The organism is Halomicrobium sp. HArcel3 (assembly GCF_058933135.1).
In genome coordinates this window covers 215,804-231,958 of the sequence record NZ_JBZYDN010000005.1, presented here as the reverse complement: position 1 = coordinate 231,958, position 16,155 = coordinate 215,804, and the positions used below count along the sequence as shown (strand labels likewise).

General features: G+C 66.9%; 16 protein-coding genes. 6 read left to right on the top strand and 10 right to left on the bottom strand.

What is annotated here, in order from left to right; genetic code table 11:
- Positions 1-49: 49 nt before the first annotated feature.
- Both glyS and AC5FRV_RS14630 read right to left on the bottom strand, forming a co-directional pair.
- Positions 50-1,960, bottom strand: coding sequence for a glycine--tRNA ligase (glyS, locus tag AC5FRV_RS14635; RefSeq protein WP_493561822.1), 1,911 nt, complete (start codon positions 1,958-1,960; stop codon positions 50-52).
- On the bottom strand, positions 1,957-2,802 hold the full coding sequence (locus AC5FRV_RS14630; protein ID WP_493561821.1) for a CBS domain-containing protein: 846 nt from the start codon (positions 2,800-2,802) through the stop codon (positions 1,957-1,959). Before AC5FRV_RS14630 ends, glyS begins: the two co-directional genes overlap by 4 nt.
- A 428-nt stretch (positions 2,803-3,230) precedes the next feature.
- Between AC5FRV_RS14630 and AC5FRV_RS14625 the strand changes: the two genes are divergently transcribed.
- From AC5FRV_RS14625 to AC5FRV_RS14605, 5 genes are all read left to right on the top strand, one after another.
- The gene (locus AC5FRV_RS14625) at positions 3,231-3,398 is read left to right on the top strand and encodes a DUF7556 family protein (RefSeq protein ID WP_493561820.1); all 168 of its coding nucleotides are present in this window, start codon (positions 3,231-3,233) and stop codon (positions 3,396-3,398) included.
- A 399-nt stretch (positions 3,399-3,797) separates the two neighbouring features.
- Positions 3,798-5,375 carry a hypothetical protein gene (locus tag AC5FRV_RS14620; protein ID WP_493561819.1) on the top strand — a complete coding sequence of 526 codons (1,578 nt, stop codon included), beginning with the start codon at positions 3,798-3,800 and terminating at the stop codon, positions 5,373-5,375.
- Positions 5,376-5,636: 261 nt separating this feature from the next.
- Positions 5,637-7,838, top strand: a complete 2,202-nt coding sequence (locus tag AC5FRV_RS14615) for a histidine kinase N-terminal 7TM domain-containing protein (protein ID WP_493561818.1) — start codon at positions 5,637-5,639, stop codon at positions 7,836-7,838.
- Positions 7,839-8,112: 274 nt separating this feature from the next.
- Entirely contained in the window at positions 8,113-9,699 is a 1,587-nt protein-coding gene (gene serA / locus AC5FRV_RS14610) for a phosphoglycerate dehydrogenase (protein ID WP_493561817.1), read from the top strand.
- A gap of 75 nt (positions 9,700-9,774) precedes the next feature.
- Complete coding sequence (locus AC5FRV_RS14605; protein ID WP_493561816.1) at positions 9,775-9,936, top strand: hypothetical protein; 162 nt, start codon at positions 9,775-9,777, stop codon at positions 9,934-9,936.
- Positions 9,937-9,985: 49 nt separating this feature from the next.
- Here the strand turns inward: AC5FRV_RS14605 and AC5FRV_RS14600 are convergent, their stop codons facing one another.
- The 7 genes from AC5FRV_RS14600 to AC5FRV_RS14570 form a co-directional block, all read right to left on the bottom strand.
- Complete coding sequence (locus AC5FRV_RS14600) at positions 9,986-10,258, bottom strand: hypothetical protein (protein ID WP_493561815.1); 273 nt, start codon at positions 10,256-10,258, stop codon at positions 9,986-9,988.
- Between the two features lie 405 nt (positions 10,259-10,663).
- Positions 10,664-11,080 carry a hypothetical protein gene (locus AC5FRV_RS14595; protein WP_493561814.1) on the bottom strand — a complete coding sequence of 139 codons (417 nt, stop codon included), beginning with the start codon at positions 11,078-11,080 and terminating at the stop codon, positions 10,664-10,666.
- Positions 11,081-11,171: 91 nt separating this feature from the next.
- Entirely contained in the window at positions 11,172-12,428 is a 1,257-nt protein-coding gene (gene thrC, locus AC5FRV_RS14590; protein WP_493561813.1) for a threonine synthase, read from the bottom strand.
- A gap of 39 nt (positions 12,429-12,467) precedes the next feature.
- Positions 12,468-12,968, bottom strand: a complete 501-nt coding sequence (locus AC5FRV_RS14585) for a hypothetical protein (protein ID WP_493561812.1) — start codon at positions 12,966-12,968, stop codon at positions 12,468-12,470.
- A gap of 557 nt (positions 12,969-13,525) precedes the next feature.
- Positions 13,526-13,903 (bottom strand): helix-turn-helix domain-containing protein, encoded by a 378-nt coding sequence (locus AC5FRV_RS14580; RefSeq protein WP_493561811.1) that lies wholly within the window; start codon positions 13,901-13,903, stop codon positions 13,526-13,528.
- 99 nt (positions 13,904-14,002) lie between these two features.
- Positions 14,003-14,530 (bottom strand): hypothetical protein, encoded by a 528-nt coding sequence (locus AC5FRV_RS14575; protein ID WP_493561810.1) that lies wholly within the window; start codon positions 14,528-14,530, stop codon positions 14,003-14,005.
- 191 nt (positions 14,531-14,721) lie between these two features.
- On the bottom strand, positions 14,722-14,955 hold the full coding sequence (locus AC5FRV_RS14570; RefSeq protein ID WP_493561809.1) for a DUF8001 family protein: 234 nt from the start codon (positions 14,953-14,955) through the stop codon (positions 14,722-14,724).
- A gap of 137 nt (positions 14,956-15,092) precedes the next feature.
- Here AC5FRV_RS14570 and AC5FRV_RS14565 point away from each other — a divergent pair, with 137 nt between their 5' ends.
- On the top strand, positions 15,093-15,569 hold the full coding sequence (locus AC5FRV_RS14565; RefSeq protein ID WP_493561808.1) for a DUF6789 family protein: 477 nt from the start codon (positions 15,093-15,095) through the stop codon (positions 15,567-15,569).
- A 179-nt stretch (positions 15,570-15,748) separates the two neighbouring features.
- On the opposite strand, the gene AC5FRV_RS14560 is transcribed toward AC5FRV_RS14565, so the two are convergent.
- A complete protein-coding gene (locus AC5FRV_RS14560; RefSeq protein ID WP_493561807.1) occupies positions 15,749-16,024 on the bottom strand; it encodes a hypothetical protein in 276 nt (91 codons plus the stop codon).
- Positions 16,025-16,155 lie beyond the last annotated feature (131 nt).

The following is a 16,155-nucleotide window of genomic DNA, read 5'->3' as shown; positions in this document are numbered from 1 at the left end:
AATCGACCGTCGACGGATAAACGTTGGGAACGAATTACAACCACCACTATCAGAGGTCGTCGAACGACAGGTCGCCGTCCCGCAGCGCGGTCAGCGTCTCGGTCAGTTCCTCGACCGGAATCCGCCGCTGTGCGGTGGTGTCGCGCTCGCGGACGGTGACGGTCCCCGGTTCCCCCTCGTCGTCGTCCCGACCCTCCCCGATGGTGGTGTAGTCGACGGTGACACAGAACGGCGTGCCGACCTCGTCCTGCCGGCGATACCGGCGGCCGATGGCGCCGGCGTCGTCGTAGGTGACCGAGAGGCCCGCTTCTCGCAACTCGCGAGCGACCTCGCGGGCTCTCTCGCCCAGCCCGTCCCTGTCCATCAGCGGGAAGACGCCGACGGTCGTCGGGGCGACCTCTGCAGGCAGTTCGAGGAACGCCCGCTCCTCGCCGTCGATCTCGTCCTCGCGATAGGTGTGGTCGAGGACGGTGTACAGCGCCCGGTCGATACCGAGCGAGGGCTCGACGACGTGGGGGGTGACGTGCTCGCCCGACTCGGTGACCTCCTCGACCCGGAAGTCGGTCTGGGAGACGGGAACGGTGTACTCCTCGCCGTCGACCTCGACGGAGACCTCGCCGTCTTCTCCCGCTTCCTCGAAGGCCGCGGGATTTCGCTCGGCCAGGTCCGCCAGCGCGTCGGCGACGTCCTGGGCGGCGCCGCCGAACTCGGGCCCGAGGTAGCTCATGTCCGGGTCGACGAGTGCCTGCTCGGTCGTGATCGGCTCGTCGTACTGTTTGAACACCGTGAAGTCGTCGTCGGAGTACTCGTCGTGTTTCGAGAGGTCGTAGTCAGAGCGGTAGGCGAAGCCGCCGAGTTCGATCCAGTCCCCGTCGACTTCGGCCTCGGCGTCCCAGCAGTCCGCGGCGTAGTGAGCCCGCTCGCCCGAGAGGTGCTGGCGGAACCGGAACCGGTCCATGTCGACGCCGATCCGCTCGTACCACTCCTTCGCGACGCCGAGGTAGTAGGCGATCCACGGCTTGGCGATGACGCCGTCCTCCACCATCTCGCCGATAGTGGCCTCGTAGGGATCGCCGTCGTCGGCTTCCTGCTCGGTCGCGGGGTAAAACGGCGCCGTCACGTCCGCGACGGGACCGAGGTCGGGTTCGTCTTCCTCCGGGTCGATGAACAGCTCCAGTTCGGCCTGGGTGAACTCCCGGACCCGCAGGAGCGACTTCCTGGGGGAGATCTCGTTGCGGTAGGCCCGACCGATCTGGGTGACGCCGAAGGGGAGCTGGTTCCGGGCGTACTCGGCCAGCTGGGGGAACTCGACGAAGATGCCCTGGGCGGTCTCGGGTCGCAGGTAGCCCGGCGAGGAGTCGCCGGGACCGATGTTCGTCGCGAACATCAGGTTGAAGTCCTCGACGGCCTGGCCGGCGAGGCCGGCGCCGCAGTTCGGGCAGACGAGTTCGTACTCGGCGATAAGCTCCTCGACCTCCTCGACGGGCAGGGCCTCGGCGTCCTCCAGGTCCGTGTTGTCCTCGACGACGTGGTCGGCGCGGTGGCTCTCGCCACACTCCGGGCACTCGACGAGCATGTCGTCGAAGCCGTCGAGGTGGCCCGATGCCTCGAAGACGGCCTCGGGCATCACTGTCGGCGCGTCGACCTCCACGTTCCCCTCCCGGATGGTAAAGCGGTCGCGCCAGGTGTCCTCGATGGCCTGTTTCAGCGCGGCGCCCTGGGGACCGAAGGTGTAGAAGCCCGAGACGCCGCCGTAGGCGCCAGCCGACTGGAGGAAGAAGCCCCGTCGCTTCGCAAGTTCGACGAGTGTCTGGCCGTCCGCGTCTCGCTCGCGTGTCGCACCCTCCGGCTGCTCCCGCTCGCCGTTCGACGACCCCTCGCTGCTCGCGGCTCCGCCGCTCGCTCCTTCGGCGTCGCTCCCTTCGGTCGACGACGCCCGCCGCTCGGCGTCGTCCGTCATAGGCCCTCCAGGAGGTCCATGTCGCGGACGATGCCGACGAGCTGGTCGCCCGAGACGAGCGGGATCTGCTCGATGTCGTCCTCGATCATGATCTGGGCCGCATCGCGTGCGGTGCGGCGCTCGCCGATGGTGACGAGATCCGCGGTCATGAGCTCCCGGACCGGCGTGCTGGGGATCTCGACGTTCCGCGTCGGCATGTACCGGCTCCCGACCGCCTTGATCGACTCCCACTTCCAGTCGTCGTCGTCCCCGGCCATCGAGTCACCCGTCTGGGCCTCTCCTTCGACGACGCGAGCGACGTCGATGATGTCGACCTCGGTGATCATCCCGCAGGTCTCCCCGTCGTCGTCCAGGACGACGCCGTAGGGGACGTCGGCGTGGAACAGCTCCTGCTCGGCGACGGGCAGGGGCGTCCCGGCGTAGACGCAGTTGACGTACCGCCGGGCGAGTTCGCCGACGTTCGTGTCGCCGTCGGCGTTGCCGGTCGCGATCGCGCGGATGACGTCGGTGACGGTGACGATCCCCTCGAGCTTCCCGTCGACGACGGGGACCCGGCGTGCTCCCTCGGCGGCCATCACGGCCGCGACGTGTTCGATGCTCGCGTCGGCGGTGACGGTTGGCGTCTCCTCGATGAGCAGCGCCAGCTGGTCCTCGTCGGGCTGTTCGATCAGCGACTCGCGGGAGACCAGCCCGCGGAACTGTTCGCCGTCGTCGGTCTGCTTGATGATCGGAACCGAAGAGAACTTGCGCTCCTGGAGGTACTCCAGCACGTCGGCGCGGGTGCCCGGGATCTCGACAGTCACGACCTCCGAGCGGGGCGTCATGGCGTCTGCGACGTTCATGTTGCGATTCACCGCCCCCACGTACAAAGTCCTAACCGTTCCCACCTTTTTCGTCGTCGGGTTCGCTCGCGCTGCTCGCGAACCACTCCTCGAAAAACGTGGACCAAAAAAGACCGGTCGTTCACTCGCTTCGCTCGTTCGCAACCGGGTGCTGCGCTGGTGCCGACCGCGCCGCCACTGCACCGTCACCGCACCGAAACCGCCACTGCAGACCGCACCGCGACCGGATCCGCGGCCCTATCAAGATAGTTCCCGAGCGCGCGTGAGCGACATTCTGGTTTGTTACCACTTCACACGACGGTACTGAAGCCCGTTGTGGGCATATATTACCGCAATATGCCGTTGAGTCAGTCGTTCGTCCGACGCAAAACTTACCCCCGTCCCGGGATTCCGGTATTCTTATATATGGGTGTTACACATTGTCATACATGGAGTCGAACACGGTAGCAAAGACCGAGGCGGCAACCGATGCAGACGTCATGGCTTCCGTCGAAGCCGGCCAGGAGGATACGCTCATCATCGCCGACGTAACGACGGACGGCGCCTATCTGACGCTCCCCCTCGACGACGCCGCCTCGCTACCGGCCTGGCGGTAGGTTCGCCTCTGAGCGATCGAATTTTTTCGACGACTGACCGGTACTGACGGGTAGATTCGGGTAGTCGCAGCGGCGGGATCGCGCTGCGAGACCGACGACTGGACGCGCCGACCGCCTACCGCCGTGGGCGTGGCGATGCCGGTTACCGTTCGCGTCCTCGGCGTCGTCCCGTTCGGGTATGGACTGGTCTCCGAAGCGCGGACGGATGGGGAGGCCGGGTCTGGTTCCGCTGGTAACGCGACGTGGCAGTCGCCATAGGTTGCCTCCCGGCGACCGCTCTGCTGTCGACGTCGCCGACCTGCCGCTCTCGCTACTGAACCGCACGACGGCAACCGGAGTGCGACGGGACACGAGGTACGTAGCGTCGCGATTTACAACCGTCCCAGTTAGCCTCGTCCCATGCGACGAAAAGACAGGGCGACGCGGACCGGAGCACAGTGGAAACGATCACGTCGGGCGTTTCTGGCCGCCTGTGGCGTCGGTGCGACCGCCGGGATAGCCGGCTGTGGCGAGCTCGCCGGTACGGAGTTCGAGGCCGATCCGGTGATACTCCCCGACGGGGTCCAGACGGAACTCGGAATGACCGAGGTGGCGCGGGAGTCGCCGACGGTCGTCCGGACCATCGACTCGGTCGACCGCGAGGTCACCATCACGAACCGGATCGCCGTCTACGGACGTTCGCCACTGTCGGAGCCGACGCTCCTCGAAGCCGCCCTCGCTACCGTCTCCACGCCTGGATCCGGGTCTGCGACGCTGCGCGCTCCCGACGGCTCCGTACCCGGCGCTCAGCAGGCGGCGACCCTCGGAGGCGGTGGTGGCGTCGGGGAGCTCTCCGACCAGACGGGGACTCGGCGGTCGATACCGGCGCTTGGCAACGCCGCCGACTTCGGACTCGACCGGCTCGCGGTGGGAAGCGATGCGTCGGTCTTCGCGGACCCGTCGAAGGCGACCCTCCTGATCCCGGAGCAGGCGTTCGGCGAATCGACGGTCCCCGCGGCCCTGACTCTCGCGATGTTCGACGGGAGCGCGATTGACGCCGACGAGGTGACCGTCCAGGCGAGCGGGTTCGAGGTTCCCGGTCCGGCGTGGTTCCCGGACTCGAAGTGGTATCCGGGGTCGAAGTGGGACTCGGGGTCGCCGTGGTATCCTGGGTCGCAGCGGGCGCCCGAGGATCCGAGGGACCTCCGCGTCGTGGTGTTGCACGGCGAGTCGAAGGCGTTCTCCCGGGCGAACGCGTTTGGCCGGTCTGAATCGGAGTCACCCGGCGAGCGGATCGAGCCGGGTGACACGTTCGACTCAACCGATCCGAACACCGTCTACGTCGTCCCCGGAGACGTCGCGACGGGGAGCGACCGATTGGACGCGGCGGACACGACGACTTTTCCGGCGCCGATGGGCGGGCAGTCGTACGGATTCGCCACCCTCGCGACGCCGAACGCGTCGCTCGCCGGCCAGTCCGGCAATCCACTGACGGAGATGCCCTTCGGGGAGCTCCTCCGTCACGACGCCGCCCGCGAGATGCTCCGAACCGCCGGGGCCACGGACGCCGGATCCGTGGAGTGGATCGCCGGACCGACGGCGGTGGATCTCGAATCGGAGTCGCAGGGCGGTTCCGAGAGCCCGCCGGAACCGATCTCGAACTGGGCCGACGGCCACTCGATCCTGGGCCAGTCGGCCGAGACCGCGACGTTCGTCGGTGTCGTCTCTGGCGAGGCCCATCCCTGGGTCACTGTCGTCAATCTCGCCCGCGTGTCGCCGGACGACGTGGTCATCGCTGCGGGAATCCAGCGCGTCCCCCTGTTCGACACCGGGAACAACCCGTTTCTCACCGGGAACAATCCATTTCTCACTGGCAACAATCCGTTTCTCACCGGCAACAACCCATTTCTCACCGGGAACAACCCGTTTCTCGCTTGGCTCGGGGGCGGCGTCGGCATGAGCAGCAGGACGACCGGTGGGCTCGAAGTCAGGTCGTGATCCCCGCGTCCTCGCATACGGTGTCGCCCTGCCGGAGGAGGGCTATTCGAGGGCGCCCCTCGCCGGCGGTACGCCGGTTCACGCCCGTCGATGGTCTGAACCGACGTACTGCAGCGACGTCGAATCCGCTGCTGGATGTGCTACCGTGATTGAGACCGATAATTGGCCAAATTATTTCACCACTCGCGCAATCCTCAATACGAGCGATCACTATGGACGGAACGATCGGGACGAAACTGACACACACGCCGAGGTCGAACCATGGTAGTCACCACTAGGGGCTGGCTCTTCGTCGCGCTGTTGGTCGCCTGCACGGGTATCATGTCAGCGCTCGCGGGCTACGCCTCCCGGCATCGGCGCGAACCGGGTGCCGTGCCGTTCGCCCTCCTGATGGTCTCGCTGTCGATCTGGTCGGGTGGGTACGCCATCGCCCTGTTGACGCCTCAGCCCGCCTGGCGGCTGTTCTGGGAGGACGTCCAGTGGATCGGGACGACGCTGCACCTCTGGCTGTTCCTCTTCGCGCTGGCCTACACCGGCCACGACCAGTACGTGACGCGCCGGAGCGTCGCGCTGCTGGGGGTCTTTCCGACTCTCTCCGTCCTCGCGTTCTGGACGAATCCGTGGCACCGTCTGATGTGGACCGAGGTCCGGGTCCTCGACGTCGACGGCCTCGCGCTCGTCGAGTTCACCTACGGTCCGGGCTTCTGGGTCCACACGCTCTACACGTACGTGCTGATAGCCGTGGCCGTCGCCCTGCTCGTCCGACTCGTCTTCGTCTCCGATTACCTGTACACCGACCAGTCCGTCCTCCTCTTGCTCGGGATCGCGACGCCGTTCGTCGCGAACGTCCTCGACATCGTGTTCCTCGAACCCGGCCAGACGATCGACCTGACGCCCTACGCCTTCACCGTCACCGGCCTCGCGTTCGGCTACGCCCTGTTTCGCCGCCAGCTGTTCGACCTCGTGCCCGCGACGCGCCAGCTCGGTCGCAACGCCGCGATCTCACAGCTCGACGCCGGCGTCGTCATCGTCGACAACGCCCACCGAATCGTCTACAGTAACGCCGTTGCCGGCGAGATACTGGGCTACGACCCGGGGGCGGCGCTGGGCAAACCGGCCCGGTCGTTCGTCGACGAGTCGCGGATCGACTTCGGCGCCGAGGACGCCCTGGCGGAGATCGAACTCGAAGACAGCGTCTACGAGGTCCGCATATCGCCGATCGTCGACCGCCACGACCGCCAGATCGGGAACACGCTCGTCTACTACGACGTGACCGCCCGGTTCGAGCGCGAGCGCGAGCTGGCCGCCCACCGCGACGAACTCGCCACGCTCAACGACCTGAACGCCGTCATTCGAGGCGTGAATCAGGCGCTCGTCTCGGCCCCCTCCCGCGAGCGGATCGAGCGCACCGTCTCCGACCGCGTGGTGGAGTCCGACCTCTACCGGACGGCATGTATCGCGGACGTCGCGACCTGGACCGGCGACGCCGACAGATGGACTGTCGCCGGCGACCACACCGGCCCCGCCCCACCAGCGCTCGACGACGCCCTCGACGGCGACGTCCTGGGCCGCGTGTCCCGGGCAGAAGACGAAGGCGCCGTCCCCACGGCCGAGACCGACGACGGTACCTGGGTCGTCGTCCCGGTCGGCTACGGCCGCACGGTGTACGGCGTGCTCGGGCTGGACACCGAGCGCGCTGACGTGAGCGACCGGGAACGCGCCGTCCTCGGAGAACTCGGGGAGAGCATCGGCCACGCCATCAACGCAGTCGAGACCCGACGCCTGCTGTCGGCGGAGTCCATCATCGAACTCGAACTCGAACACCCTGCCGAGTCGGACCCCCTCGCCGCGACTGCGGCCGCCACCGGCGCCGACCTCACCGTCTCCGGATTCGTCCCTGCAACCGCCGAGGACCACCTCGCGTACGTGCACGTCACGGGCGCGCCCGGTGCGATGGTGTCGGCGGCGCTCGACTCTCGCGTTCCCGGGTCGGTCCGGACCATTCGCGACGGCGAGACCGACGGGCTCGTGGAGTGGTCCGTGGCGGGGGAGTCGCTCCTCGGCACCCTCCTGGAGTTCGGCAGCGCGGTCCAGGCCGCCCGGACGGACGACGACCGGGCCACCTACGAGGTCGAGGTTCCCGCCGACGCGAACGTTCGGGCCCTGACCGACCACCTCGACCGGCAGTACCCCGACGCCGTCGTCGTCGCCAAGCGAGAGCGCACCGGCCCGCTGGAGGAACCCGCCGGCATCCGGGACGCGGGACTGGCCGGTCTCACCGACCGCCAGCGGGAGGTCATCGAGGCCGCGTACCGCGCCGGCTACTTCAACTGGCCCCGGGATTCGACGGCCGAAGACGTCGCCGACTCGCTCGACATCACTGCCCCGACGCTACACGCCCACCTCCGCAAGGCCGAGGGATCGCTGTTGACTGACCTCTTCGACCGGGCCGACGTCGAGTGAGTCGGTCCACCCTCTCGGTTCCCCCCGGGAGTTCTCGGTTCGAGCCCTCCGAGACACTGGTCGACTGCGGGGTCGACCGTCGTTCACGGCTCGCTGCTTACGGCTCGCTTCGCTCACCGTTCGAGCGTTCGCTGGGGCCGACCGAAGGGAGGGCCCAGCCGGCTCGCGTGTCGCTCACTTCGTTCGCTCCCGCTCGCCCGTTCGCCGGGCCTTCGCTGCGCTCAGCCCCGGCCGAAAAACAAGCGTTATCCCTTCCCCCACAGATTCCACGCACATGAACGTACTCGTTACCGATCCGATCGCTGACGCGGGTCTGGACCGCCTGCGGGAGGCGGGCCACGACGTCGAGACTGCCTACGACGTGGAAGGAGAGGCACTGTTGGACGCCGTGTCGGACGCCAACGCGCTGATCGTCCGCTCGGGCACCGAAGTCACCGAGGAAGTCCTGGCCGCCGCGCCGGACCTCGTCATCGTCGGCCGGGCCGGCATCGGCGTCGACAACATCGACATCGACGCCGCCACCGACCACGGCGTCATCGTCGCCAACGCGCCGGAGGGCAACGTTCGCGCCGCCGCCGAACACTCCGTCGCGATGGCCTTCGCCACCGCCCGCTCTATCCCGCAGGCCCACGACCGCCTGAAGGACGGCGAGTGGGCCAAGGGCGACTACCTCGGCACCGAGGTCAACAACAAGACGCTCGGCGTCGTCGGCTTCGGCCGCGTCGGCCAGGAAGTCGCCAAGCGCCTCGGTAATCTGGGGATGGACGTCGTCACGTTCGACCCCTACATCAGCGAGGAGCGCGCCGAGCAGTTCAACGCCGAACTCGTCGAGGACCTCGACGACTGTCTCGCCGCGGCGGACTTCCTCACCATCCACACCCCCCTCACGCCCGAGACGGAGGACATGATCGGCGAGGCGGAACTCGCCCAGCTCGAAGACGGCTACGTCGTCAACTGCGCCCGCGGCGGCATCATCGACGAGCCTGCCCTCGCCGAGGCCGTCGAGGACGGCGTCCTCAAGGGCGCCGCCATCGACGTCTTCGCGGAGGAACCCCTCCCCGCGGACAGCCCGTTGCTGGACGTCGACGACATCATCGTGACGCCCCACCTCGGCGCCTCGACGGAGGCCGCCCAGGTGGGCGTCGCCACCTCCACCGCTGACCAGATTCTGGCCGCCTTCGAGGACGAACCGGTCGTCAACGCACTCAACGCGCCCTCCGTCGACGAGGCCGTCTTCAGCCGCATCCGGCCCTACATCGGCCTGACGGAGACCGCCGGCAAGGTCGCCGTCCAGCTGTTCGACGGCCGCGTCGAGAACGTGAACGTCACCTACGCCGGCGACATCGCCGAGGAAGACGTCGAACTCGTCACCGCCAGCGCGCTCAAGGGCGTCCTCGAACCCCTCGTCGGCAGCGTCAACGGCGTCAACGCCCAGGGCATCGCCGAGAACCGCGGCATCGAGGTCACCGAGACCAAGACCAACCAGGCCGAGGACTTCCAGAGCCTCATCACCGTCGAAGTCGGCGACGGCGAGGAGAGCGTCAAGGTCAGCGGCACCCAGTTCGCCGGCGACGACGAACGCATCGTCCGCATCGACGGCTACCGCGTCGACGCCATCCCCCACGGCCACATGCTCGTCGCCCGCAACGAGGACGCCCCCGGCGTCATCGGCTTCATCGGAACGGTGCTGGGCGAGGGCGGCATCAACATCGCGGGGATGTTCAACGGCCGCGGCACCATCGGCGGCGAGGCCCTGTCGGTGTACAACCTCGACGAGGAGCCCACCGACGACGTACTCGCCCGACTCAACGACGACGAGCGCATCATCGAGACGAAGCACATCTCGCTCAACGGCGCCTGAGAGACGAGGATTCGGCCGGCCACAGGGGTCGGTCCGCACCGGAACCGATTTTTCCGCGCTGTTCGATTCGCCCGCATGGACGACGCCCTCCGTCACCGCCTCGATGCAGCCTTGCTGTTACTGCTCGCGACCTTCCTGTTAGTACTCGTCGTCGCCGTGCGGACTGCCAGGACCGCTACGATCGGAGTTCTGGTGCTGGTCGGATTGATAGCCATCGGTCACTACCGCAGCGAATAGTCGACCGGATAGCGTCGAAAATAGTCCGACCGGGTGCGTCTCTCGCGACTCAGAAGAGGCTGTGAAGCACACCGGTCGATTCGGGCTCTGCACTCCGTTCGGCGTCCAGCAACTGCTCGTAGTGGTCGACGACCTGCTCTCTGCGCTGGCGTTCGCGGACGAGTTCCGCTTCCAGTTCTTCGATGTAGTTACAGAGGATCTCGCGCTCAACGTCGAACTGCGTCCGGGTGCTGGTGGTGTTGCGTTCGTCGGTGGCGATGCCTGGGATGGTGGCTGATTCGGCCGAGACCCCGCTCTCGGCGGTCGAAGCGTTCGAGGACACGCTAGTGAGTACCACGGGCGGCTACAAAAAGCTGCGTCGGACGCGCGTCACATGGTGTGTATTCTCCGTTACGTGTGGCGATTATCGGGGTGTCTGTGGAAAACCCTCGGCCCGTTTTGCCGCAGCCGACTGTACACCTGCAAACACGTCGAAAGCCCTCGGCCCGCTCGCCTCGCGCGGCTCGCTGCGCTCCTCGCCTGTCGGCTGCGGTGCTTACTTCGCCGTGCTTCGGCCACCGGGCCTCGCCCTTTCATCCACCAGGGACGCACCGCACAGCAGACCGCCACACACCTCCCCAACCGACTGCGGTGCTCACTCCGTTGCGCTCCTCATCCCTCGCACGGCTTCGTCGCGGCCCGGAGGCCGCGACAGCGCGCGCCAGTTGGAAAATCCTCAGAGAGACCTCTACTGGCCGTCCACGTTCGCGTTTGGCGACGACTCCGGATTCCGTGGCCAGAAGCTGCTCAATGAGACGTACACCGTCGCTGAAAACGACAGAATCGAAAACAGGGTGATTCCAGCGATGGTTGCATTCCTCGGAACGGCGGCAGAGTACGAAAATTCCAGAAGTGTCCAGCCCAGGATTGCGATAGCGAGACTGAGAGCCGCATGTTCGAGTCTCGTCGGCGTCCGGCGACGCGGATGGCGCGTCCGAACGAATACGGCGTAGAAAATCACAGCGGGGAGGAAGAGGGCAGACGCCGTCCAGACGCGAGTACTGACACCGTCTCGTGCCGCCGAGTCCATGGCCGTCCACGTGAGTAGGGAGGCCAGTCCGAGCAGAAACAGCGCCCCTTCGACCACGCTGTACAGCGCGCTCATGGAGTTCGCATCTGCGGCGGTACGTAAAATCCTTCGTGAGCGCGACGGAAATTTGGGTCGAAGCGCCGACGGGCGCGATTCGGGCCGCCAGTCAGTTCTGGGCCAGGTGGTCGAGCACGGCGTCGGTGTCGTTGGGGACGGGTTCGGGGTCGACGCCGGCCTTCGCGGCGGCGTCGGGGTCCTTGAGCAGGTGACCGGTCGTCAGACAGACGACGTTCTCGTCCGCGTCCACGACGCCCTGCTCGCGAAGCTTGCGGAGGCCGGCGACGCTGGCGGCGGAGGCGGGTTCGACGCCGACGCCCTCCTCGGCGAGGTCGCGCTGGGCCGACGTGATCTGCTCGTCGGTGACGGCGACCGCGGTGCCGCCCGTCTCGCGGATACCCGGGAGCGCCTTGGGCGCGTTGACGGGGTTGCCGATGCGGATGGCCGTCGCGATGGTCTCGACCTCGTCCCAGCGGCGGACCTCGTCGTTGCCCTCCTGGACGGCTTCGACCATCGGCGCCGAGCCCTCGGCCTGGACGCCCGTGATGGCGGGCACGTCGGACTCCTCGATGGCGCCGGCCTTGCGGAGTTCGCGGAAGCACTTGTACAGCGCCGCGGTGTTGCCGGCGTTGCCGACGGGGAGGACGATGCGGTCGGGGAAGGTGCCGTAGTCGTCGCGGAACTGTTCCATGAACTCCAGGCCGATGGTCTTCTGGCCCTCGAGGCGGAAGGGGTTGAGCGAGTTCAGGAGGTAGGCCTCGCCACGGGACGCGAGGTCCTGGACGATGTCGAGGCACTGGTCGAAGTTGCCGTCGACTTCGAGGATGCGGGCGCCGTGGAGCGACGCCTGGGCGACCTTGCCGGCGGCGACCTTGCCGGCGGGCAGGAGGACGAGCGTCTCCAGGTCCGCGCGGGCGCCGTACGCTGCGAGCGCGGCGGAGGTGTTCCCCGTCGACGCGCAGGCCAGCCGACCCACGCCCAGTTCCTGGGCCACGCGAACCCCCACGGTCATTCCGCGGTCCTTGAACGACCCGGTGGGGTTCATCCCCTCGTGTTTGATCCGCAGCGCGTTCACGCCGACGTCGTCTTCCAGCCGCGGGACCTTGTGCAGCGGCGTGTGTCCCTCGGGGAGGGTCACGCCCTCCTCGAAAGGCAGCGCGGCGTTGTACCGCCAGACGCCCTCCCCTTCGAAGTCGTCCCAGGTGGGCAGGTCGGCGTAGCGCGCTTCCAGCAGTCCGTCACACTCGTCGCAGGTGTAGCGAATCGCGTCGAAGGGTGCGAACGCCTCGCCGCACTCGATGCAGGTCAGCCAGACGCCGTCGTCGGCGACCGACGGCACGTCGTCCGTGAGCTCCAGTTCGGCCATTACGTTGGGCCAGACCCCCTGCGGCAAAAAGTGGGGCGGTTAGCGCCGGCGGGTGTTCGCTTCTCGTGACGGGTCGCTCCGTGCGCGCTGGTAGCCGTCTCGTACCGCGTCGGCCGTCCTGTAGAGGCTGGCGAGTAGCGCGAGGACGACGGCGACGGCCAAAACCTGTGCGGCGGCGCCGCCCGTCCCGAACGCCCACGGGATCGCCAGGGCCAGGAACCGGACGGCGACGACGAGCGCGGCAATCGTCGTCACCGCGATCACCGCGTACCGGGCCGTTCGCTGGGACGAACCACCGCGATCCACGGCGTCGAGTCCGTACAGCTGGACCGTCGCGCCCTCGACCGCCAGCCAGAGCGCCGCCACGGCGGACGCGCCGATCCAGGCGAGCGCTACGGGGTCGGGAACGGTGAGCCCCGTCGCTTCGAGCAGTATCACGGGCGCACCGACGAGGGCGACGAACGCCAGCGGGCCGAGTAGAACGAGTGAGCTGAACACCGCCGCGAACCCCCGCGCCAGGGTTCGGATGGAGGGCGCCATAGCTCGACCTGCAAACGCGGCGACAATAAAGCCGGCCGGTAGCGCACGGAGTCGAGCGGTCGCCGGTGAACTGAAACCCCTTCATTTCGACTGGAGCGGGACGTAATATCAGCGACGGAGCGCAGTCGGTGAGGAGATCGCACAGTCGTATTCGCTCAATCTGCCGCGCCGGACCTCGACGAGTTCGAAATGAGTAACTTGAACCCGATACCGACGCTCACGACGCCGTACAACAAGAACGAGATGGAGACGAGACTCTCTGCACCCAAACTGGCTCCAGAGAATAGCGCCGCAGTACCGACGAGCAGTATCGCGCCTCCGATCAGGCGATGGGCTGTACTCCGGCTGGCAATCGACATAGTGTATGGCCGCAGGCACGGCTAATAATCTCTTTCACTGTCAGCTATAGGGGACACCGGTTCTTCCGAGTGCACGAGTAAGAGGCTGTGTTCGCAGAACGGCACGACGATAGTGTCCGTCCTTTGTGGAACGCCGCGACCAGTACACTCGAAACGGGCTTCCTCCGGGACACTCTCCGTGACAGTACAATTCGCCCCTTAGTCCCCGAACTCGTCGATGCGCTCGTGGACGTAGGCGGCCCACTCGTCGAGCGTCTGGTGCATCAGTTCCCGGGCTTCCTCCAGCGGCGTGGCGGCGTACTGGTAGACGTGCCCGCCGCCGTCGAGGAGGCGCCGTTCCCTGTCGGCCAGCCCCTTCTCGCGCAGCGTCGACAGCGACCGGTTCACGTTGCTCCGGTCCCTGTCGAGTTCCTGGGCCAGTTCCTCGACGGTGCTCGCGGGTTCGTCGAGCAGCGTCCGGTAGGTTCGCACCTCGTGTTTCTGGATGCCGAACACGCAGGCCATCACCTCTTCGAGGCCGGGTTCGTCGCCAAGCATCAGGTCGCGAAAGCGTTCGGGGGAGGGGTCGACGGCCATGCGGAGCAGTTCTGGTCCCAGCGAGGTAAACCATCTAGTTACCCGCCGGTCACCGCGAACGTTGTGTGATGGACCGCGTCGACACGGTTCGGCGGTGACCTATTCGACGCCGCCGACGCGCCCGAACGGGAACACCGGCGAGACGTCATGACCGGTCACCTCGACGGTCACGTTCTCCGGTGCCGGGGTTCGTTCGTCCGTGATCCGTAGCACGAGCGAGTGCGGCGCGAGATCGCTAGTCCTCGGTCCGGACTGGTTCGTCAGGGCCGCCCTGACGACGATCCCGTCCTCGGTCCGGCGAATACAGCGCGCTTCGAGACGAGTTTTCGAGGAACTGTCCGTCTGGACGACGAGGACGTACGACTGCGAGAAGTCGGTCTCGCGGGCGAACGCCGCCGCTTCGGTTCCGTTTTCGAGGGTTCGTCGCGCCTCGCTTTCACTGGTGACGACCGTCCGCGGCTCACTGCCTTGCTCCAGAACCCCCCGTTCCGCGGACGCCGTCTGCGACAGCACGTCACGCTGGGCGTAGTGGCTGTCGACGTGTATACCCGACGGGTCACCACAGGATTCGCCCTGATACCACGTCAGGCCCGCTAGTAGGGCGAGGACGACGACTCCTGCTATCATTGCCGTCCGCCGCTTCATATTGCTGATTCCACAGGTTGGGTGTGTATGTTTTCCGGACCGTTCGTTGCTCGTCTCCCTCCGTTCGTTCGTGGGATGCCGTTCTGAACGGTGACCGTACTTCGTCGGCGGGCGGACGATATGGGTGACCCGCCAGCTCAATCCGGTTAAAAGGACGCCGCGTCCGCCCGCGCTCACTCGCTGGCGTAGCCCTGCTTCTCGATGCAGGTCCGCATCTCCTCGCGACTCTCGTGTCTGTGGAGTCGGGTCGGTGTGTCGCAGTAGAAGACGTCGCCGTCGCGGCGCAGTGTCACCTCGTGTTCCTCGCCGAGGAACTCGGTCCGGACGACCACGCGTCGGCCGTCATCGAGCGCGGCGAGCAGTTCGTCGGCGCCCATCGCGCCGTCCGTCGTGACGAGCGGGTCCATAGTGGGAACTTCGGAGGCCATCGGTTTGGTCGTTGCCGCCGATTCGAGCGGCAACCGTATTGAAGTACCGCGGTCTGACCCCGATGGAACACAGCCGCCATACTGTCATACCTCACTCCGCGTGAATCTTCTCCTGTATGTCATCTGAAACACAACGGTCCGTAACGATCGAAGACGACGTCTCGTTCGACGCGACGGCTGGTGTCATCGGGGGAATCGTCGGGGGCCTGGCCATGGGCGCGCTCATGGTCGTCATGAACGCGGCCGTCCTGGCCGTCGCCATCCCGTCGCTGTACACGCTCGCACCGCCGGCGAACCTGCAACTTGGGTTTCTCGTTCACGTGTTCCACGGAGCCGCCCTCGGGCTCGCGTTCGCCGGCCTCGTCGGCACGCTCTCGGTCGATTCCCCGGCGAAAGTCGTCGCCGCGGGCCTCGGCTGGGGCGTCGTGACCTGGCTCGTGCTGGCCGCGCTCGTCATGCCTCTGTGGCTGGGCGCCGTCGGGTCCCCGGCGAGCCCGCCGTTCCCGAACTTCGCGCTCCCGTCGCTGCTGTGGCACGCCGTCTACGGCGCCGTCCTGGGTGGCGTCTTCGCCGTCGTCCACGACCGGTTCTAGCGCGGACCGGTTCGTCCCCGGCCGTCGTTCGGGCGGGGTAGACGGTGGTGATCCCGTCCAGTCAAGCCCCGTCCCGTTTCGGCGGCGAGCAGTTGCTACGAGTGCGATTCCAGTGGCTCGTCGGTCGAGAAAAATCGCGGTCGGTCAGACCGGCCCACTTCGTCGTCAGAACCGCCCGTTCAGAGTTCGAGCCACTCGGCGTACGTGTCGTAGAGGCCGAGCGCCCACACGGAGCCGACGATGATGGGGACGAGGATGGCCCCGAGACCGAGCGTGACGACCGTCAGTACCACGCTGAGGACGATCGCGAGCACGAATCCCCCGAAAAAGGCGATCGCTTCCTTCTTCCGCCCCTGGTAGAGCTGCCCGACGCCGGGGATCAAAAAGGAGAGGACGAGCGCTATCAGCTGTTCGTTGCCGCTGCCACCTGCTGTATCCGCTTGTGCCTCAGCCATACCAGAGAGACACTCTTTCCCATCCGTATTCAACGTTTGGATATTATGCAAAACATTGCCGGTGTAATTATCCTTCTCGTCCCGTGTAGCGCCGGTACCGGCATCCGGCGGCCGGGTGGCAGAATTACCGC